Source organism: Janthinobacterium sp. EB271-G4-7A (assembly GCF_020858075.1).
GTDB classification, from domain to species: Bacteria; Pseudomonadota; Gammaproteobacteria; order Burkholderiales; family Burkholderiaceae_D; genus Janthinobacterium; species Janthinobacterium lividum.
Genome location: NZ_JACYMI010000008.1, coordinates 18,930 through 39,566, shown reverse-complemented (window position 1 = coordinate 39,566; position 20,637 = coordinate 18,930). Strand labels below are relative to the sequence as shown.

The following is a 20,637-nucleotide window of genomic DNA, read 5'->3' as shown; positions in this document are numbered from 1 at the left end:
GCGACTGCCGAATGTCATCAAATGTTCATAAAACTCACGGTTGCAGGCCGCGCCGCTCGCTCGGCGTGAGCGCCTGCAGCTGCGGCGCCGTCAAGGGCCCCGCCCCCAGCACCTGCACCACGCCGGCCGGCTGGTAGGTCGATGCCTGCGGCTCTCCACCCTTGAGCTTGCCAACACCGGCTTCGTCCGCCTGCTCATTGCCAAAGCCCAGCACCTTCACCGTGAACAGCGATGGCTGCGCCTGGCGCGTGGCGGCCCGTTCGCGCTGCAACACCTCCTGCGCCGCCGTCACGGCTTGCGAGGCGGCCGCGCTGGCATTGCTCAGCGCGCCCACGTTCACAGCGGCGATGGCCGGCATGCCCGTCGACTTGCCCTGCACCTGGATGTTTTCCGCATTCACCACCTGCAAGGCCGCCAGGTTGACGTTGCCCGAGACGCGGATGCCCGCCTCGCCCGCGTCGATGGTGCCCAGCGGGGCGATCAGGTCGATGTCGCCAGGCGGCACCTCCGGGATCGGGTTCAGGGTGGCGATGCCGGCGCCCGTGTTCGGCGTGGTCGGTGACAGGCTCACCATGCCGATGTCGTCGTAGACCCGGCGCTGCGGAGTGAACACCACGGTGGACTTGGAGCCGCGGCCGGCATTGATGTCGCCCTGCGCCGACCAGGCCAGGATATTGCCGCCGAAGGTGGTGAAGATGCGGCTCTGGCCCAGCAGGATGCTGTCCCGGGCATAGATCTGGATTTCGCCGGCGCCCTGCGTCAGCACGCCCGAGCCTTCGCCCGGCACGAAGCCGCCATCGACGCCCACCAGGGTGCGCCCGCCCGGCGTCAGTATGTCGATGTTGCCGCCGAAATCAGTGTGGATGCCGGCATCCTGCAAGTCGAACACGGGGGCGTGGGTATCGCCCCCCAGCACATATTGCTGGCGCGTCAGGTAATTGACGCCCTTGCGCGGCCGCCTGGTGCTGCCGCCTGAGGCGCCGTCCAGATAGTAGGTGGCGCCACTGAACATGGTCAGGTCGCCCGCATAGGTCACGGGCTTGCCCTGCGCATCCTTGGTCGGGAACAGCGTGGCGATGGCTTCGCGGCCACGCAGGTAGCTGCCTTCGCGCACGCCGCCGGCAGCCGTGTACTCGCGCCCGCCTGCCTTGAGTTCGGCGAAATACACGTTGCGCAGGAAGACACGCTGCTGCTCGGCCGGCAAGGCCGCGAAAAACTTGCGCGCGTCCATGCTGCCGGCATCGAAGGTCAGCCCGGCGCCATTGCGCTGTCCGGCGCCGTAGCGGGTTTCCAGCCAGTTGACCAGGTGCAGTTGGCTCGACAGGCCATATTCGCGCTGCAGGTCGCGCCTGCTGCCGCCGGTGCTGGCCTGGAGAGTCTTGTCGAGCTCGCTTTGGCGCGCTGCCAGGAAGGCGGGCGCGCCCGCCGCGTCGCCGCTGTAGCCGAATTCCGCGCGCAACCAGTCTGCCAGGCCCAGGCGGCCGCCATACACGGCCACCGCCTTGCCCGGCTGGTCGGCCAGCGACTTTCCTGGATCGATCAGGTTGGCAGCGTCGAGATAGCGCGCGGCAAAGGCGTCGTAGTTGGGGCCATGCGCCCCGACCCCGGCCGCCACCGCGATGCTGGCGCCGCTGCTGCGGTCGCCGGATGCGCGATTCGTCACCGCGCCGATACTCTTCAGCTCGGCCTTGTCGGCCATGTCGATATCGCGCCCGGCCGTCACTTCCAGCGTGCCCGGACCGCCCACGTAGAACGTGCCGTAGCGAATGTCGCGGCCGGCACGCACGACCGACACCTCGTCTGGATTGTTGTGCAGTATCAGATTGCCGCGCGCCGAACCAACAAAGTTTTCCGTCGGCCGCAGCGGCAGCGACGGGTTGGCGTACGCTATCTCCGAAGTCCAGCCCAGCAGTCCCTGTGGCGTCGCTTCGACCAGCCCCAGCGTCGTGCCGGAGTTGACGATATCGCGTCCGGCCCGGATATCGACCGGACCGGCGCCCTCGTACCAGGTACTGTGGCTGGCCGCATTGCCGCCGCCGCGCGTGATGATGGAACCGGTGCGCAGGCCGATGATGTCGCCCGCCAGCGCGTAATAGCGCGCCGGCAACTGATCCTGCACCGCATAGCCCGAGGCGGTGGGCGGCGTCAGCGTGAACAGCGGATAACGCTGCGGTGAAGCGCCCGCTTCGCGCGACGCGAACAGCACGCTGGGCGCCTGCGCTTCCTGGTTGACGTTATGCGTGTACGTGTCGCCATACACGGTCAGGCCACTCACTCCCGCGAAACCGGGATTGAACGGGCTCGGCAGCGCGGTCGGATCGGCGCCCGACGCCGTCACCGAATAAGCACCCGCGTAGATCGAATCGGCGGCCAGCAATTCCAGCTGCCCCGGCGTGCGGCGCGTAAAATGCGCATCGACCGGCGATGGTGCCAGCAGCAGGCCGGTGGCCGGCCGCGCCAGCGTGTTGGTACCGGTGTCCGTCGCGCCTTGGGCGGAGTTGCCCATATACAGGCTGCCGCTGGCGGCCACGGCGCGCAATTGCGACGGCATCACGAAACGCCCGCCGCTGGAAGCCTGGTTGCCGCTGGCGCGGTCGTCGCTCCAGGCCGTGGACGGCGTCAGGTTGCCGCCCGCGCTGAACAGGTCGATAGCGGTCGACGGCGTCCACAGCGAGAACCAGCTGTAGCCCTCGCCGTCTTGCGCCACGCCCTTCGCGGTGAACGGCGTGCCGTTGTTGATCTGGGTGACGCGGCCGGCGTCGCCCACGCCGCCCAGCACCAGGTCGCCGCGCGCATCGATGCGCACGCCGGAGTCGCCCGGCACCACCACCGGCCCGCCGCCCGCGATGGACGAAGTGGCGGTGTAGACCTGGTAGGCGCGCGATTCCTGGCTGTCGCCCTTGTCGAAGCGCAGCTCGATGCCGCCCACCGATCCCGCCTCCATGCGCAAGGCGCCGCGCAGGTTGACGAAGGTGCTGTTAAGGTCGCCACGCGTGCCGGAAAAACGGGTATCCGGCGTGATCTCGCCTGTCGTGTCGGCAAACGAGCGCACTTCGGCCACCGGATTGAGGCCGCCGCCAATGCGCACTTCAAGGTCGCCACCGCCGGTCAGCGTGAGCGCGGAACCGTCGGCCGATACCCGGCCGGTGCTGGCCACCGCCAGATTCAAGCCCTGGCTGCGCATGGCGAATTTGCCGCCTTGGTCGGTACGCGGCGACAGCATGCCGGCGGCCTTGCCTGCCTCGAATACGAGGTTGCCGCCGCCCAGGGTGCCGATGCCGGTAAAGCCGGTCATCACGGGCTGGGTCTCGTACAGGTAGTTCGTGCCGAGACCGCCGGCCACATAACTGCCAAAGTTGATCCACCAGGCGGTGGGCACGCCCTCGCCCTGGGCAACCGCGCTGCCGGTGCCCTGGCGCCACAGCCAGGTGCCGACGGCGCTGCTGTCCTGCTGCGGACGCAAATAGCCCACGTCGTCGGGGCGACGCTCCGTGCTGTAGCCGCCACCCACCAGGTCGCCGGTGACGTCGCCCTGGGCGCGCACCAGCACGTTGCCGCCATGCTCGGGATACCAGGCCTGGTACAGGCTTTGCGCGCCACCGTCCACATAAGGCTTGAAGGCGTCGCCATCGGCGCCGAGAATGGAACCCTTGCGATCCGCCGCGCGCGGCAGGCGGTAAGCCGCCGCCACGTTGGCCGCCTGGGTACCGGCCGTATACACGCCATACGGCGAACTCTGGTTGAAGTTGCCGCCGGCCAGGAGATCGAGGTCGCCCGTGCCGGTACGCAGCACGCTGAACAGCTGTTGCCGCGCAGGCTTGGGCACCATCGGGAAGCTGGCACCTTCGGGCAGCCACGTCACCAGGTCGCCCACGCCCCACTGGTTGTACGCCAGCAGCTCCTCCACGCTGGAAAAGTCGGCGAGATTGATCAGCGTGCCGGCGGGATTGCCAAGATACAGTTCCGAGTCGCCCATCCAGTAGAAATTGCCTGCCACGCCGTCGATCGGCGGCGCCGCCACGCTCGGCAGGCTGAGCCCCAGGACCGCGCCGTAGTGGTGGTCGGTCAGCAGCAGACTGCGGTTGTCGCCCATGGGGCGCAGCGCGCGGCTATCGGCCGCCTGCATGTCGGCACCGGCCACCAGGCGCATCGACCACGACTGCGAACCGCTGGCCAGCATCGGCGCCAGCGCCCAGTTGCGGCCCTGGTTGCCGTCGGCATCGGCCGCACGCAATGCCACCGAGTCGGCGCCGCCAGGCAGCCGCACCCAGGTTTCGCTCGGCACCAGCGCGCCCTTGCGCAGCTGCAGTTCGCCGGCCAGCACCACGCCATTGGCGGGCGTATCGGGGAAGCCGTCGCCGTCGTAGTCGGGGCTCGGCGTGTCCCTGACGGCGCCCACCGGGAACGGCAGCGGCACGCCGCCGGGCCAGGTCATGGCCGCCACGGACATCCCCACGGGCAGGCGGGTGCCGGCATCGAGCCGCGTGCCGCTGCCCAGCGTGACGGCCTTCGCCAGCACGGTGCCGGCCGCATACACGATATCGCCAGCGGCATTGCGCACGGCGCCGCCCAGCACCGTACCGGCCGGCAATTCCACCTCGGCCGTCAGGGTGGCTTGCGACGGCAGCGCCGTGCCGGCCCGCAAGCTCATGGCCTTCATCGGCAAGTCGTAGTTCAAGGTGCGGCCGGGCTGGAAGAAGGTGTCGTCGGCCAGCGTGACCAGCTGGCCGTGTGGCACGATGACGTCGGCGCCGAACGGCACGCGACCCTTGGCCAGCATCCAGCCCTTGTCGTCCGGCGTGACCGGCAAGGCCTTGCCATCGAAGCCATCATTGATGCTGCCGAAGACGTTCAAATTGCCGCCGGCGCGCAGCACCAGCGCACCCGCTTCGCCGGAACCGGCCACGCCGGTCTTCTGCGTGTGCGGATTGACGCTGGCGTAGCGGTGGCCCGACAGGTCGATGTCGCCGTCGACGTGCAGGTCGCCGTCCGGCGTGGCGCTGAGGATGGCCACGCCCGGACGCAGGTGGAAGGCATCCTTGTCCTTGCGCAGGCCGGACAGGCGGCCATTCATCAACCCGTCGTTGGCCAGGGCGCCCGTCATGAACGCCACGCTGTCGTCGTGCTTGCGGTCCAGGTAAGCCTGGTTGATGACCTGGTAGGGGCGGCCGTCCGCCGTCGTTTCCGTGCCCGGACGGGCATCCGTATACGACCAGAAACCGTTGACCGTGATGGCGCGGGCGCCGTCGATGGCCAGCGGACCGGCGGCATCGATGGCGATGTCGTTGCCGGTGGCGCCACCGAGGCGCCGGGCGCTCAGCTCCAGCGTGCCCAGCGATGCGATCTGATCAGCCTTGCCTGCGGTACCGGCGCGCAGGTCCATGTGCGCGCCGGTCTCCAGCACCAGGCGGCCGCTGCCGGCATCGATGTCGATCACGGCGCGGTTGGGCGCCTCGATCACCTTGCCGTAGCTGTCGACCCGCAGCACGCTGCCGTGGGCGTCGAGCAGCGCGCCGCCGGCCACGCTGACGCCGTCGCGCGCTGCCAGGCGGATGCTGCCCACCTGCTCGCCGCTGGCATCGACCGTGCCGTTGACGGCCAGACGGCCGCCATCCACGGAGACCGTGATTTCACGCGCCTTCAATTCACTGTCCAGCACCAGGTCGCCCTGCTTGAGCTGGAAGCTGCGGCTGCCGAACACGCCGCCCTTGGTCAGGCGCTGGTTCAAGCCCTTGAAATCGGCGATATGCTGGCCGCGCACGTCGAGGCCGCCCGCCGCGAACGGCACGTCGGTACCGCCCGCGTCGTAGTGGCCGCTGCTGCCGCCGGCGATGCTGCCCAGCAGCGCCACGCTGCCCGCCTGCGCATCGAGCGCGGTGGCCGTCAGCTTGCCTGCGCGGTTGGAGACGGCCGAGAAATCGATGCTGGAAGCGGCCGCCTGGCGCACGTCGCCGTGGCGGCTGTCGAGCACCACCTCGCCGCCCCAGCTGTACTTGGCCACGCCGTTGAAATCGATCTTGCGGCCCGCCAGGTCGAGCCTGGCGCCATCGCCCAGCACGACGTCTTGCTCGGCGGACACGCTGAGCTTGCCACTTGGCAGCAGCACGGCCGTGTCGAGCGTCACGCTGCGCCCGTCCAGTGCCACTTCGGCGCCCAGTGCGCCGGCCAGGGCGGCCGCGCCCGGGGCCGTTGCGGCCGCTCCCGATGGCTTGGCGACATGGATGTCGCCGCCCGCCTTGATCTTGTTGACGGAGCCGGCCGCGCCGGTGAGCAGCGCCGTGTTCAGCGCCAGGTTGCCGCCGCTGCGCAGATAGCCCTTGCTGGCCGTATCCCAGCCGCTTTGCGACTGGTACACCGATAACGATCCCGTATGGTTGGCGGTGATGCGCTCGCTGGCGTTGAACACGACGTCGCCAAAGCCGAGGATCAAGCGATCCATGCTGTGGATCGTGTCGGGTCGGCTGTTCGGGCCATAGCCAAACTCGACCTGGCGGGCGTCGACCTGCAGGCGCCCGCTGCCGCTGCCGGCGCCGCCAGTGGCGACCAGGCCCGGCGCGGTCGTGGCGCCGTTCCACACCAGTACGTCGGTCTTGATGCGCGCCACGGCATCGCTGCCGCCGGCGCCGTAGATCGCCGGAGTGCCGATCACCAGCCGCTCCAGCGACGATTTTCCCGTACTCGCGTTGATGGTCGACAATTCGACGTTGTCATAGAAATTGATGGCGTCGCGCGCCGTCAGCGCCAGGTTTTCCAGCGCCGGCGCACCCGCGCTGGCGTCGCCGCGCAGCAGGCGGTCGAGGATGTCCTGGTTCAGGGTCAGTCCGGCCGGCAGCGCGTCGCGCGCGGCCATGGCGGCCAGCGACGCTGCGCTGCCCACATTGATGCCGCCCACGGCCAGCACCAGGTTGCGCGTGCCGTAGGTGGTGGCGTCGCGCAGGTTGAAGCTCTGGTCGGTGGCGGCGACAATGCTGCCTTCCGAATACAGCGGCGTGCTGCCGCTGCACACTGCGCCCGCCGCGCAGGCGCCGATGTCGATGCGGCCCGGTCCGGATCGCGGATCGGTGCTCACGCCGGGCGCCAGCATGTCCAGCCGGCCATTCGACACGGCCAGCACGCTGGACGTGCCCGGCGCATACACGTAGCCATTGCCCGAATCCCAGGCGGCGGCGCCACGGCCCAGGGTATTGATGCCGCCACCCTGCTCGATGACGATGCCGCCTGCCTTGCTATTGGTCACCAGGAACACTTCGCCAGCCTTGAGCACGGCGCCGTCGCGCACCACGATGTTATCGACGCCGCCCTGGAACTGGGCGATATTCGCTTGCTGGTTGCCGTTGGTGTTGCTGTAGTTGACGGTAGGCAAACCGCCGATGCCCAGGCGCGGGGCGCCGATGGCGTTCAGGGCGTCGACCCGCACCGCCATGCCCTTGAAGTCGACGGTGGGCGCGCCGGCGCCGCCGATGATTTCGTAGTTCTTGCCGGAGCCGCCCAGCAGCAGCGCGCTGCCGCCGAAACCGTCCTTGCCTGGCGTGTAGTTGGTCGTGCCGGCAAAGCGCAGCGCATCGTCGGTGCTGGCCTTGGACTGCACCAGTTCGATGTGCAGCGCCTTGGCGTCGCGTTCGAGCAGCGGCCGCGGCACGCCGTCGCGCACCGCCTGCGCCAGCGCGAATGCGCCGTAGCTCGTTTCATTGTATTGCGAATAGCTGCGCAGCACGTCGGCCGGCGTCAGCACCGCCTGCGATGGCAGCACCGTGCGCCGGTCGGTATTGCTGGTGCCCAGCTGCACGGCGGTAGCAAACGAGCCGTTGCGCATGGCCGTGGCCGACCCGACGGGCAAGCCGCCGGCGGCCAGGCCGTTCAGCTCCACCCGGAACGCGCCGGGCAGCAGCGCAAAGCTCGACGGCAGCAAGGTATAGGTGCCGGCGGCCAGGCCGGGCACGCCGGCGCCGATGGTGATCTGGCGCCCCAGCGCCGGATCGCCGGCGCCATTCTCGGCCACGATGGGCGCATAGCCCGCCTGCGCGCCCGGAACGATGGCGTAGACTGGATTGGTGGCCAGGCCCGGCAGCACGAAACCGCCTTTGCCGGACGTCTGCACCAGCGGGTTGAGGCGGGCGTCGGTCGAGCCGCCGCGTCCGGCCAGGAAGGCCGCGCCAGTCAGGGTGCCACCGCCTGACAGGTCGAGCACGGCGCCCGCGCGCACATCGACGTGTTCGCCGGTGAGCACGACGGCCGGGTCATTGCCCACGCCCTTGTATGCGACGTCGACGCCGTCCATCATGTAGCTCAGGCCATCGAGCGAGCCGCCGTACGGCATCACCAGGCCGTTGGCGCTGACCGACGTCACGCTGCCAGGCAGCAGATTGGTGTGGCCCGTCACTGCGCCATTCGTATTCTGGCCCAGCGTGATTTTGCCCAGCGGCGCGCGCACCACGCCCCCCTGGTTCACCGTGCCGGCACTCAGCTCCAGCGAGCCAAACACCGAGTAGGGCAGGGCCGGCAACGGCGCGCCAGGGTCGCCGCTGCGCTCGATGGTCAGCTTGCGCGCCGGATCGAACTCGGTCGCCAATTGCCCGAACTCGTTGATCACGTTGCGTTTGCCCACCTCCACCTTGCCGGTAGCGCCGCTCACCGGATAGATTTGCGCGCCCGCCAGGGTCAGATTGCCGGGCGTGTACAGCGCGGCCGCCGTGCGCATGCGGATATCGCCGCTTGAGCGCAGCGCCAGCTCGCCGAAGGCATCGCGCTTGACTTCCAGGTCGGCAGCGGCGTTTTGCACGATCACACCGTTGCTGCCGATATTGACGGCATTGGCGAGGTCGATCAGCGCGGCATGCAGCGTCAGGCTGGCGTGGTCGTCCACGTTGGGCACGCCCAGTTTGCCGCTGCCGATGCCGCCGTTGCCGGAGCCGCGCACCGGGTTCGGCATCAGGTGGTCGTCGCTCTGGCTGCGGCTGGTGCCGGCCAGACGGATGTAGGGTGCCGCCAGCTTGACTTGCGCGGTGGTGGCGGCGTCGGCATGCTCGGCCAGGGCCAATGCGCTGGCGGTCAGGCGCAGGCTCTGGCCCAGCGACAGGTCGAGGTTGCCGTCAAAACTGATCAAGCCATTCGACAGCAGGGCCAGATGGTCGAAGCCGCCGGCGGCCACGCGGTCCGCACCCAGCCGGGCCACGCCGTAGCGCAGCGCCGGATCGCTGTCGCCCACCTGCAGGTCGGCAGCCAGGCCACTGTCGCCCTGCAGGCGCGACAGCACCAGCTCGCGCGGCACGCGCACCGCGTCTTCCACGCCCAGGCCCTTCAAGTCGAGCTTGCCGACGATGCCGTAGTTCGGGGCTTCCAGGTTGAGCGCCAGCGTGCCGCCGGCCGCGCCGGCACCACCGGCTGCCGCATGCAGGCTGCCGTCGAGCAACAAGCCGCGGTAGGAACTGAGCGCGATGCTGCCGCCGTCACCGGCCACCTGCACGCTGCCCTGGCCGGGCAGGTCGAGCCGTGCGGCAGCGCCGGACGCTTCCAGGCGCGCGCCGGGGCGCACGATGACAAAGGCGTCGGCCGCCTCGACCTGGGTGGCGTCGAGATTGTGCTTTGCACCGATCTCGATGGTGCCGCCGGCGCCCACATGGCCATACACGCCGCCCTGGGCGTCGGTGGCGGTGGCCGCGCGTCCGGCCACGTCGAGTACCGCGCGCTCGCCGATCCAGATCGACTGGGCATTGGCGCTGCCGTCTGGACGGTTGATCTCGCTACCGGTGACGAGCGTGCCCGGCAACACGGAAATACGGCCGCCTGCCGCGCTCAGCGTGCCTTCCACGGTGATCTGGCCGTTGCCGGTCAGGCTGATGCTCTTGCCGTCATCCACGCGCAGCGTGGCGCCCTCGCCCACCACCAGCGGCGCCTTGGCGTTGCGGGTGCCGGCCGACAGCGCGATATCGGCGCCGGCCCGTTGCTTGAGCACGCCTTTCACGGCATTTTCCTGCCACAGCGGCGCCAGCCACGGTTGCAGGACGGCGGCCGGATCGGCGCCGGTAGGCAGCTGGTCCGCCAGCGCCAGGTCGGCGCGCAGCACGGGCATGCTGACGTCGATGGCGGCGTTCTGCGCCACCTGCAGGCCCTGCTGGCCGTTGATGTTGTAGTGCGCAAAGCCGCGCTGGAACAGGTCATTGTCCAGCACCAGCAGCGGCTTGACCGCCAGGTCCGTCGGCGCACGGTTACCAGCCAGCAAGCGATCGCCCGCCTGCAAGGTCACATCAAACGTGAACGCCGTACCGGCCGCCACCCTGGCGTTGAAAGCGGCCACCGGCATGCCGTTCGGGAAGGCGTCGGCCGGCACCAGGTAGCCCGAACCGAGCTTGCCGCGCACGCCCGTGAGCGTGACGCCGGCCGGCACGGTCATGCCGCTGGTGTAGCCGATGCCGTTGCTGCCGGTGACGGTGATGTATTCATAGCTGATCGAGGCCGGCGGCACCACCCAGGCGGCCGGCAGGGTGTACGGGCGCGCCGCGCTGAAGTCCGGCAAGTCCAGCAGCGGCTGGCCGGGCTGGACCTGCGTGCTGATATAGCTGAAGTCGGTATCGAGCACGGTACCGGCCTTGATGGTGAAGGCTTTTGCCAAGGTCAGGTGCACGGGGACGGACTGGCCTGCAGGCAACACACCATTGCCGGCCAGCGCGCCGCCGCCCAGCACCACGCCGGTGCCGCTGTCGATGGTCAGCGTGCCGCCGCCGTTGACGCCGTAGCCGCGCAGTTCGCCATCGAGCACCAGCGCTTCTGACTTGACGCCGTTGAGATCATTCTGATTCGCGCGCAAGCTGATGTCGCCGCCGCGCCCGCCCTTCAGCTTGCCGTCGGCCAGCACGGCCGCGCCCGAGGACGTGTCGATCGCGCTGCCGGCTGCCAGGTTGACGGTACCGCTGCTGACCAGCGCCACCGACCCGCCGTTGACATAGGGTAAGCCGGACGTGTTGCCCGGATCCAGCTTGAGCTGGCTCCACAGGCCGCGCGTGTCAAGCGTCACGCCGGCCGTCACATCGATGCCCACCTTTGCTCCGGCCGCGGGCGTGGCGACCGTTGTATCGACCCAGTTGCTGGTGCCATTGGACAGCTTGCTGACGATGTCGCCCAGCGCAATGCTGCCGCCGCGCGCCGTCAGGCCGGCATTGACCTTGACCTGGGGCGCATGCAGCGCGATGTCGCCGCCAGGCGTGACTTGCACCGCAGCGTCAACCTCAATGGCGCTGCCGGCGTAGGCCTTGATGCCGCCCAGGTGTTGCGCGTTGAGCCAGCCGGCGTCCAGGTAGGTCTTGCCGACCAGGTTTTCGGGCAGCGCGTCTTCGCGCAGGAGATTGCCGGCGCTGGCGCCGCCGGTGCCGATATGGATGGCCTGCAGCAGCGCCGCGGGATTGTCGCGCAGCTGCGCGCTGGCGGCGTCATATACCGGCGCCAGCTGGCCCAGCACCAGCTGGCCGTTACGGGCGGCGGCCAGTTGCGACTGACGATAACTGTCGAGGCTGGCATCGCGCGCGTCCTGCTGGCGCTCGCCCTGGAATACGCCCGATTCGATCGCGCCTTCCAGCACGGCCGATGTGGTTCCCACCACCACGCGGCCCGCGTCACGGCCCACGGTATAGCCGTTTTCCAGCCGTTGCTGGGCGCCGATCAGGGGATTGGCGAAATTTTCCGTCGTTTCCGCGCCCCAGCGCTGGTGGTGCGCGGCGTAGCCTTGGTACACGCCCGTATACAGCACGTCGCCGGGCGCGGTCGACAGCCTGTACAGCTGGCCATCCTTGCCGCTGAGCCAGCTCTGGCGAATCATGCCCGTCTGGACGTCAAAAGTGCCGCCGGACACGTTGAGCAGAGAGCCGGCCTGGGTCACCAGTTCACCGCCCTGGAAAGCCACCGTGCCGCCCTGTGCCGCCCACTCGCCGATGCCATGGCCGCTGGTGTTCAGATAACCGCTCACTTCGAGCAAGCCGCCGCCCGTGTACCAGCGGTCGGTCGGATAGCCATTCGTGCCTGCCGCCACCCGCACCAGGTCGCGCCGGTCGACCCACAGGTCGGTGCTGTTGAGGGCCTTGCTGTCGCGGTTGCCGGGCGCGTCGCGCTGCTCGTTGCCCTGTGCATTGATCAGCACGTTGTTCGAAGCCATCGCCACGTTGACGCCCACGGCACCGGAGACGTCGATGCTGGCGCCGCGCGCCACTTGCGTGCGGCGCGTGGCCAGCGCATTGACCTGGCCGCCGGTGGCCAGCGTCAGCGAACCGGTATCGAAGGCGATATCGCCGCCGGAGGCAATCTGGATCAGCGACAGGTCGCGGCGGTTGTAGGCGCCGTCGCTGGGCAGCGCCGAATCCTTGATGAGCGCGTCGCGCTGCACGTCCAGCGCGGTGGCGCCGCTGTCGTCGAGCAGCACCGTGGTAAGGCTGTCCGGCGCCAGGGTGACCAGACCTTCGCTGCCGTCGGCCTTCAGGTGCACGGTGCCGCGTGTCGTCACGCTGGTGCTGCTGAGCAGCACGCCGGCCTGCTTCACGTCGCGGCCCGTCAGGGTGACGTCGCCGGTAAGCGCCTGCACCAGGCCGCTATTCGTCACCTTGCCGGCGCCGCTTTGCGCATTGAACTTGACGTCGACCTCGTTGCCACGCGTGCTCGAAGTCTGGTTGGCATCCGTCCCCAGCCCCTTGCGGATGACGAAGCTGTCGCCGGCGGCCAGCGTGACCTGGCCGTTCGGCGCGGACAGGCTGCCGCCGTTATGCACTTCGCGCCCGGCCAGCAGCACATAGCCGCCGCCTTCCGTCACCGTCTGCGGCTTGCGCGTGCTGATCTGCGCGCCGGCCTGCACCACCACGTCGGCCGTGGCGTTGGCGTGCGTGGCCACGCTGCCGTTGAGCACCAGGTCGTTGGCCAACGTGGGCTTGAAGCCCGAGCCCAGCGTTTCGCTGTAGATGCCCTTGCGGAATTGGCTGTCGCTCATGCCCACGGCGGCGGCCACCAGGCTGCGCGTGTCGACCTGGCTGCTGCCCGTAAACACGATGCCATTGCGGTTGACCAGCATCACCGTGCCGTCAGCCTTGATCTGGCCGCGGATCTGGCTGGGACGGGCCAGCGGATCGTTGACGCGGTTGAGTACGGACCAGTTCGCCAACTGGTCAAATTGCAGGGTGGTATTCTGGCCGATATTGAACGTTTCCCAGTTCAGAATCGCCTTGTCGGCCGTCTGCTTGACGGTCACCACGGTCTTGCCGTCGGCCTGCGCCTGCACGGGGCCATTCGCGTTGAACCAGCCCGCCGTCAGGCTGTTGCTGTCGACCTTCAAGCCGCCTTCGGCCAAGCCTTCCGGCACCTTCGAGCCGGCGGCAATGGCCGCCTGGCGCGCCGCCTGCTGGGCCGCCTGCTGCACGGCGATGGCGCGTGCGGCCAGTTGCAGATTGTTCAGCGAACTTTGCAGCTGTGCATTGGCTTTTTGCTGCTGCGCCTGCTTATTGTCCGTCCCGATGATGGCCTGGCCATTCGGCAAGCGTCCCGTGGCGGCGGCCGTGCCCTGCTGCGCACCCTTGCCGGCAAACCAGGCACCGCTGAATGGCTGCTGCGCCTGCGCGCCGCCCGCCTGCAGCAGCACTGCGATGGCCAGCGCCAGCGGTTTCAATCGCACCGGGCGACCGGTCCGGTTGCCCGCCATGGCGGAGGAGGATGCGTGTTTCGTGACCGACTTGCTTCGCTGCATGGCGACATTCCCTTTTCATGTTCCGTTGCTGACCGATATCGCGAGGCGGCGCGCGGCACGCACGGGGCGGGCGGCAGGCACTGATTCGCGGCTTCCAGCAGCATTGACAGGGAACAAGGTCCGGGACTGCAAAAGGTCATGAAAATGTCATAATTGGCGAGATGCCATCGGCCTGCATCGCTAGCCAAACAGCACGATGCCGCCCGGCAGCCGCGTCACCCGCGCGCCATACGCGTCCTGGATCAGGGCGATCACATCGTCGAGGCGGTCGAGCGAAAAGCTCGCTTGCACGCGCGTGAGTTTCAAGGCCTCGCCGTTGAGGATCAGCTTGCCGGGACGGTAGCGGTTCACCTCGTCCACCACCTCGGCCAGCGTGCTTTGTTTAAATACCAGCAGGCGCTGGCGCCACGCGCTGACATCGCCCTTCGCCACCGCGCGCGCAATGCCGAAATGCTCGGGCCGATAACGCAGCTGCTGGCCAGCCGCCAGTTCCGCATCGTTGCCGGCCTGTGCCACGCGCAGGCGGCCCGCCAGGCAGGTCACGCACACTTCCTGGCCGAACAGGCGGATATTGAAGCGCGCGCTGCCGGCCGACACCGTGCCGTCGCCCGCCTGCACGCGCACCCTCGCCGCGCCGCGCAAGCCGGCCTGGAATTCCGCCTCGCCCGCCAGCAGTACCAGCGACGCGGCGCCATCCTGCAGCGGCGCCGCATCGAGGCGCGTCTGCGTATTCATCTGCACCAGCATACCGCCATCGAGCACCACTTCGCGCTGCTCGCCCGTGCCGGTGGCGTAGTCGGCAGCGAGGCCCGCCACGGCCGGCCACAGGTCCGTGGGTGGGCGCAGCACCAGCAAGCCCAGTGAGGCAGCGACGGCGCCACCGAGCCAGGCGCGCCGCGCCACGTTCACGGGCGCCTGCGCCCGCTTGACGGCGCGCGCGGCCGGCGCCATGGCACCCCACACGGCGCGCGCCTCGGCAAACGCGTTGGCATGCTTGCGGCTACGCGCACACCAGTGGCGAAACACTTGCGCGTCGCGCTCGCTGACCTGGCCCGAGGCCAGGCGCACCACCCACGCCTGCGCTTCCTGTTCGATGACACCCATGTCGTCTTCCGCTTGTTCAGTCATGATGTTTAGACGTTTTTCCCGCCCCGGGACCGAAGCGCTGGATGAAATCGCGTCCCATGCGTTCGCAGCAATGTTCGAGTCCGGCGCGCAATTCCTTCTCCACCGTGCGGGCGGAAATGCCGAAGCGCTCGGCGATGTCACGGTGCGGCAACTGGTCGACGCGGGCGGCGATGACGATGGCGCGCCGGCGTTTCGGCAACTCCTGCAAGGCCCGTTCCAGTTCTTCCAGCTCGGCGCGCGCACTGAAGGTGCGGGCCGGGTCGGCCAATTCATCGGCCATCTCGTACAGATCGTCGATATCCGGCAGGCTGAGCAGGCGCGCATTGTCGCGGCGTTGATCTTCCGCAATGTTGATGGCGATGCGCATCAGGTAGGCGGACGGGTAGCTGATCGCCTCGGGCGCATTCATCCGTTCCACCCGCAGATACGTTTCATGCAGCGCGTCATTGGCCAGGTCTTCCGAGCCCAGGCGGCGCTGCAAGTGGCGGCGAAACTGTCCGTAGCGTTCCAGGAACAGCTTGCGCAAGGTGGCTTTCAGCAAGTCCGGCATGGTCAGGACACCCCAGACAGGAGGTAGGGCGCGCAATCGGCGCCTGGGTCGGGCCGCGGCGTCAGTAAAATCGTCAGCGGCTGCGGCAAGCCCGCCGGTGGCGCGTCATCGATCAGCAGGCTGCGCAGGCGCTGCAGCACGGCGCGGTCGCGCTGTTCCACGCCGCTCGGTTCCAGCACATGTACGGCGCGCACCTTGCCCCGCTCGTCGAGCCACAGCTGGAACGCCAGGCGGTAGCGGCCAAACGCGTCCGGATGCAAACGGCACAGGGCGCGCGTGAGCGAGCGCTGCAGGATGACCGCATAGCCTTGCAATGGTGCGGTGGCGGGGGCAGCTTCGGCCGGCGCGGGCGCCGGCGCCACGGGAGCGTCGGCCAGCGCCAGCAAGGTAAACGCATTGCTGCCGCTGAAGCGCGCGCCCAGCTGGGTACCGGCCAGCAGGCGCTGCAGCGCCTCGGCCGGCGTGTAGTCGCCGCGCACGGGCGCCGCCGTGCGCCCCGCCGCCAGCTGGCTGCTGACGAGCACGGAATACCCGGTCACTTCGCCGAACGCCACCAGCGCCGCATCGAGCGGCTGGGCGGGCAGGTCGAAGTGCAGGGTAGCGTGCGCGGCGGCATCAGCACCGTCCGCACCCGCAGCCGGTCGCACGAATGTCATGAATGTCATCAATGTCATCAGCAAGCAGGCGGACAGGGCATTGCCCTTTGCGGCGCGGCGGTAGGTTTGTGTCATTTTCCAGGGAAATCAACGAGAAAGCCTGCTCATGAAGTGTCTTGACTGCAATGTTGTCTGCAGAATGGCAAGATGGTAGCTTCATAAAATGACAACTGCATGACATGGCGTCGGCCCGCATCCCGGCCTGTGTCATCGCCGCGACATATGACCTTGCTATGCTGAACGCCTGATCCACCGCTCCGGGAGCCGCCATGGCACGCCTGTTCTTGCTGTTACTGCTGGCCTGCGCCGCCCTGTCCGCACAGGCGGACGAACACACCGTCGTCGTCAAGGCCGCCGCGCCCGAGAAGGGTTGCGTGGAAGTGGAAGTCAATGGCCAGCGCGCGCAATCGATGTCATGCTTGAATGAAAAATTATTACCCAGTAGCAATACACTGAACCGGCAGCCGCCCGCCCTGTCCGGCGCGGAAGCGATCGTGCAGCGCCCGTCGAACCAGCTGGGCCTGTACAACCGCGCCGCCCTCGAACACCGCATGGGCAATGCCTTTGGCAAGTCCGTCACGCCGCAGCGCCCAAGTCCCCCACCGCCCGCCAGCCCGCTGCTGCCGCCACGTTGACGCCGTTGTCAACGCACAGTCCATTTGCGCTGTCAAGATTGCGCAATCGCGCCGATTGCGTATCATTCCAGGCTTGATCGCTCTGGAAACAACCATGCTGCCCACTATCGAACAACGCCTTGCCCTTGAACTTGCCGCCAAACCGGTGCAGGTTGCCGCCGCCATCGAACTGCTCGACGAAGGCGCCACCGTGCCCTTCATCGCCCGTTACCGCAAGGAAGCGACCGGCGGCCTCGACGATATCCAGCTGCGCCTGCTCGAAGAGCGCTTGCGCTACCTGCGCGAGCTGGAAGAGCGGCGCGCCGCCATCGTGGCGTCGATCACGGAACAAAACAAGATGACGCCCGAATTGCTCGACGCCGTCATGCACGCGGAAGACAAGACGCGCCTGGAAGATTTGTATCTGCCCTACAAGCAAAAGCGCCGCACGAAGGCGCAGATCGCCATCGAAGCGGGCCTGATGCCGCTGGCCGACGGCTTGCTGGACAATCCCGAACTGACGCCGGAAATGGAAGCGGGCAAGTTCCTGCGCGACGCGTTTACGAGTGCCGACGGCAACAACCCGGGCGTGGCGGACACCAAGGCGGCCCTCGACGGCGCGCGCCAGATTCTGATGGAACGCTTCGCCGAAGACGCAACGTTGCTGCAAACCTTGCGCGAGTACGTGCAGGAACATGGCATCGTCGAATCGAAAGTGGTGGAAGGCAAGCAGGACGAAGGCGAAAAATTCGCCGATTATTTCGATTACTCGGAAACCATTTCCACGGTCCCCTCGCACCGCGCCCTGGCCCTGTTGCGCGGCCGCCGCGAAGGCATCCTCGACGTCACCCTGCGCCTGGATACGGAAGCGGAAAAACCGAAATGGGATGCGCCGCACAATCCGTGCGAAGGCCGCATCGCCGCCCGCTTCGGCATCAAGCAACAAGGCCGTCCGGCCGACAAATGGCTGGCCGACACGGCGCGCTGGACCTGGCGCGTGAAAAGCTTCATGCACCTGGAAACGGAACTGATGGGCGCTCTGCGCGAACGCTCGGAACTCGATGCGATCAATGTGTTCGCCACCAATCTGAAAGCGCTGCTGCTGGCCGCGCCCGCCGGTCAGCGCGCCACCATGGGCCTCGATCCTGGCTTGCGCACGGGCGTGAAAGTGGCGGTCGTCGATGCCACCGGTAAAGTGGTCGAAACGGCCGTGATCTATCCGCACCAGCCGAAGAACGACTGGGATGGCTCGCTGCATACGCTGGGCCGCCTGGCCGCCAAGCACAATGTGTCGCTGATTTCCATCGGCAACGGCACGGCCTCGCGCGAGACCGACAAGCTGGCGCAGGATTTGATCAAGCAGCATCCGGAAGCGAAGATGACGAAGATCGTCGTCTCGGAAGCGGGCGCTTCGGTGTATTCGGCGTCCGAATTCGCCTCGAAAGAGTTGCCGGACATGGATGTGTCCCTGCGCGGCGCCGTGTCGATTGCGCGCCGCCTGCAAGACCCGCTGGCCGAACTGGTCAAGATTGACCCGAAATCGATCGGCGTGGGCCAGTACCAGCATGACGTGAGTCAAAGCCAGCTGGCCCGCTCGCTCGATGCCGTGGTGGAAGATTGCGTGAATGCCGTGGGCGTGGACGTGAACACGGCGTCGGCGCCGCTGCTGGCGCGCGTCTCCGGCCTGTCGGCCAGCGTGGCGCAAAGCATCGTCACCTACCGCGACATGAAGGGCGCGTTCACCTCGCGCGCAGCCTTGAAAGCCGTGCCGCGCCTGGGCGATAAAACGTTCGAACAGGCCGCCGGCTTCCTGCGCGTGATGGGCGGCGACAATCCGCTGGACGCCTCCGCCGTCCACCCGGAATCGTACCCGCTGGTGGAAAAGATCCTGGCCGATATCAAGAAGGATATCAAGGCTGTCATCGGCGAAACGGCGCTGCTGAAAACCTTGAGCCCGGCAAAGTACGCGGATGAAACCTTCGGCGTGCCGACCATTTCCGACATCCTGAAGGAACTGGAAAAGCCGGGCCGCGACCCGCGTCCGGAGTTCACCACCGCCACCTTCAAGGAAGGCGTGGAAGAAATCCGCGACTTGCGCCCGGACATGATCCTCGAGGGCGTGGTCACCAACGTGGCCGCCTTTGGCGCCTTTGTCGATATCGGCGTGCACCAGGATGGCCTGGTGCACATCTCGGCCCTGTCGAACACCTTCGTCAAGGACCCGCACACGGTGGTCAAGGCGGGACAAGTCGTCCGCGTCAAGGTGCTGGAAGTCGATGAAAAGCGCAAGCGCATCGCGCTGACCATGCGCCTGACGGATAGCGCGCCGCAAGCGGGCAGCAAGCCCGAGCAAAAGGGCGACCGCAACGACCGCCGCAGCATGGCGCAGCACCAGTCGCAGTCGCGCAACGCGCCCGAGCCGGCCGGCAGCATGGCCGCCGCGTTCGCCAAGCTGCGCGGTTAAGTCCATGGCCGCCGGGCATGACCTCGTCATCCTGGCGGTGGACGCCGCCAGCATGGAGGCGCAGCTGCTGCTCGATGAATTGTCGGACGCATTGCTTCGCATCAATGGCGACAGCGGCCGTTCTTCCTTCGATGCCGAAGCAGCCACGCCGCGCGGCGGCTTTTATATTGCCCGCGATGCCGCCGGCACACTGCTGGGCTGCGCGGCCCTGCGCCCGCTGGGCGGGCCGGACAGCGCCACGGCAGAACTCAAGCGCATGTATGCGCGCCCCGGCCAAGGTGGCCTGGGCGTGGGCGCGGCCCTGCTGGCCCATGTGGAAGCGCAGGCGCGCTGCTTCGGCTATGCGCGGCTGCACCTGTCCACGCGCGTGGCGAATACCCGCGCCGCGGCGTTTTATGCCCGGCACGGCTATGTGCCGGTCCTTGCCTGGGGCAAATACGTGGGCGCGGCACAATCGGTGTGCCTGGGCAAGACCTTATAAGCCTCAACGTGGCTGACTTGCCCGATTTATGACTTGAGCGCATACCCGTGCCGGCGTTTTCTTATAAAATGACGGCATCTATTTATTTACCCATCAGAGGCAGCTATGAGCGACGTACAAACCTGGATCAAAGAAACCGTGACGAACACGCCAGTCGTGCTGTTCATGAAGGGCACCGCCCAGTTCCCACAGTGCGGCTTTTCCGGCCGCGCCATCCAGATCCTGAAAGCATGCGGCGTGGAAAACATCGCCACCGTCAACGTGCTGGATGACCCGGAAGTGCGCCAAGGCATCAAGGATTACTCGAACTGGCCAACCATTCCGCAGCTGTATGTCAAAGGCGAGTTCATCGGTGGTTCCGATATCATGAATGAAATGTTTGAATCGGGCGAGCTGAAGTCCCTGCTTGATGCCTGATAGTCAACAGCAGCGGCCGCGCCGTATCGTCGTGGCCATCACGGGCGCCACGGGCGCCGTGTATGGCTTGCGGCTGCTGCAATTGCTCGGCGCCATCCCCGGCGTCGAGACGCATCTGGTCCTGTCCGATGCGGCCGTATTGACCCTGCACCAGGAAACGGGCGTGGGGCGCAAGGACATCGAAGCGCAGGCGCACGTCGTGCACAAGCTGCGCGACATCGGCGCGAGCATCGCCAGCGGTTCGTTTCAATCGGATGGCATGGTCGTCGCGCCGTGCTCGATGAAGACCCTGGCGGCCGTGGCGCATGGCTTGTCGGATAACTTGATCACGCGGGCAGCCGATGTGGTGCTCAAGGAGCGCCGCCGCCTGATCCTGATGGTGCGCGAAACGCCGTTCAACCTGGCGCACCTGCGCAATATGACAGCCGTGACCGAAATGGGCGGCATCATCTTCCCGCCCTTGCCGAGCTTTTATCACCACCCGCAGAGCATTGCGGACATGGTCGACCATACGGTGGCGCGCGTCATCGACCTGCTGGGCATCGAGCACAGCCTGGCACCGCGATGGAATGGTCTTAAAGCGTCAGAAACCTGACATCACCAACGCAATCAA

At 67.6% G+C, this 20,637-nt stretch carries 9 protein-coding genes; 5 read left to right on the top strand and 4 right to left on the bottom strand.

Annotated features, from left to right (window positions below; translation table 11 throughout):
• Nucleotides 1-34 precede the first annotated feature (34 nt).
• The 4 genes from IGS58_RS28240 to IGS58_RS28225 all read right to left on the bottom strand — a co-directional run bounded on the left by IGS58_RS28240 (nucleotide 35) and on the right by IGS58_RS28225 (nucleotide 16,048).
• Nucleotides 35-13,714, bottom strand: coding sequence for a filamentous haemagglutinin family protein (locus IGS58_RS28240; protein ID WP_230523252.1), 13,680 nt, complete (start codon nucleotides 13,712-13,714; stop codon nucleotides 35-37).
• 180 nt (nucleotides 13,715-13,894) lie between these two features.
• Nucleotides 13,895-14,842: a FecR family protein gene (locus IGS58_RS28235; protein WP_230523251.1), complete on the bottom strand. Its 948-nt coding sequence runs from the start codon at nucleotides 14,840-14,842 to the stop codon at nucleotides 13,895-13,897.
• Nucleotides 14,835-15,428 carry an RNA polymerase sigma factor gene (locus IGS58_RS28230; RefSeq protein ID WP_230523250.1) on the bottom strand — a complete coding sequence of 198 codons (594 nt, stop codon included), beginning with the start codon at nucleotides 15,426-15,428 and terminating at the stop codon, nucleotides 14,835-14,837. Before IGS58_RS28230 ends, IGS58_RS28235 begins: the two co-directional genes overlap by 8 nt.
• Entirely contained in the window at nucleotides 15,395-16,048 is a 654-nt protein-coding gene (locus tag IGS58_RS28225; protein WP_230523249.1) for a secretin and TonB N-terminal domain-containing protein, read from the bottom strand. Before IGS58_RS28225 ends, IGS58_RS28230 begins: the two co-directional genes overlap by 34 nt.
• A gap of 269 nt (nucleotides 16,049-16,317) precedes the next feature.
• On the opposite strand from IGS58_RS28225, the gene IGS58_RS28220 reads away from it, so the two are divergent.
• The 5 genes from IGS58_RS28220 (at nucleotide 16,318) to IGS58_RS28200 (ending at nucleotide 20,619) form a co-directional block, all read left to right on the top strand.
• Nucleotides 16,318-16,683, top strand: a complete 366-nt coding sequence (locus tag IGS58_RS28220; RefSeq protein ID WP_070260706.1) for a hypothetical protein — start codon at nucleotides 16,318-16,320, stop codon at nucleotides 16,681-16,683.
• Between the two features lie 94 nt (nucleotides 16,684-16,777).
• Complete coding sequence (locus IGS58_RS28215; protein ID WP_230523248.1) at nucleotides 16,778-19,126, top strand: Tex family protein; 2,349 nt, start codon at nucleotides 16,778-16,780, stop codon at nucleotides 19,124-19,126.
• A 4-nt stretch (nucleotides 19,127-19,130) separates the two neighbouring features.
• Nucleotides 19,131-19,607 (top strand): GNAT family N-acetyltransferase, encoded by a 477-nt coding sequence (locus tag IGS58_RS28210; protein ID WP_230523247.1) that lies wholly within the window; start codon nucleotides 19,131-19,133, stop codon nucleotides 19,605-19,607.
• Nucleotides 19,608-19,712: 105 nt separating this feature from the next.
• Complete coding sequence (gene grxD / locus IGS58_RS28205) at nucleotides 19,713-20,024, top strand: Grx4 family monothiol glutaredoxin (RefSeq protein ID WP_034753766.1); 312 nt, start codon at nucleotides 19,713-19,715, stop codon at nucleotides 20,022-20,024.
• Entirely contained in the window at nucleotides 20,017-20,619 is a 603-nt protein-coding gene (locus tag IGS58_RS28200; protein WP_230523246.1) for a UbiX family flavin prenyltransferase, read from the top strand. Before grxD ends, IGS58_RS28200 begins: the two co-directional genes overlap by 8 nt.
• The last annotated feature ends 18 nt before the right edge of the window (nucleotides 20,620-20,637 follow it).

Bases quoted from the DNA above. Each gene is read 5' to 3' on its own strand.
- grxD (WP_034753766.1), top strand. From the start codon at position 19,713: ATGAGCGACGTACAAACCTGGATCAAAGAAACCGTGACGAACACGCCA.
- IGS58_RS28220 (WP_070260706.1), top strand. From the start codon at position 16,318: ATGGCACGCCTGTTCTTGCTGTTACTGCTGGCCTGCGCCGCCCTGTCC.
- IGS58_RS28215 (WP_230523248.1), top strand. From the start codon at position 16,778: ATGCTGCCCACTATCGAACAACGCCTTGCCCTTGAACTTGCCGCCAAA.
- IGS58_RS28200 (WP_230523246.1), top strand. From the start codon at position 20,017: ATGCCTGATAGTCAACAGCAGCGGCCGCGCCGTATCGTCGTGGCCATC.
- IGS58_RS28225 (WP_230523249.1), bottom strand. From the start codon at position 16,048: ATGACATTCGTGCGACCGGCTGCGGGTGCGGACGGTGCTGATGCCGCC.
- IGS58_RS28240 (WP_230523252.1), bottom strand. From the start codon at position 13,714: ATGCAGCGAAGCAAGTCGGTCACGAAACACGCATCCTCCTCCGCCATG.
- IGS58_RS28210 (WP_230523247.1), top strand. From the start codon at position 19,131: ATGGCCGCCGGGCATGACCTCGTCATCCTGGCGGTGGACGCCGCCAGC.
- IGS58_RS28235 (WP_230523251.1), bottom strand. From the start codon at position 14,842: ATGACTGAACAAGCGGAAGACGACATGGGTGTCATCGAACAGGAAGCG.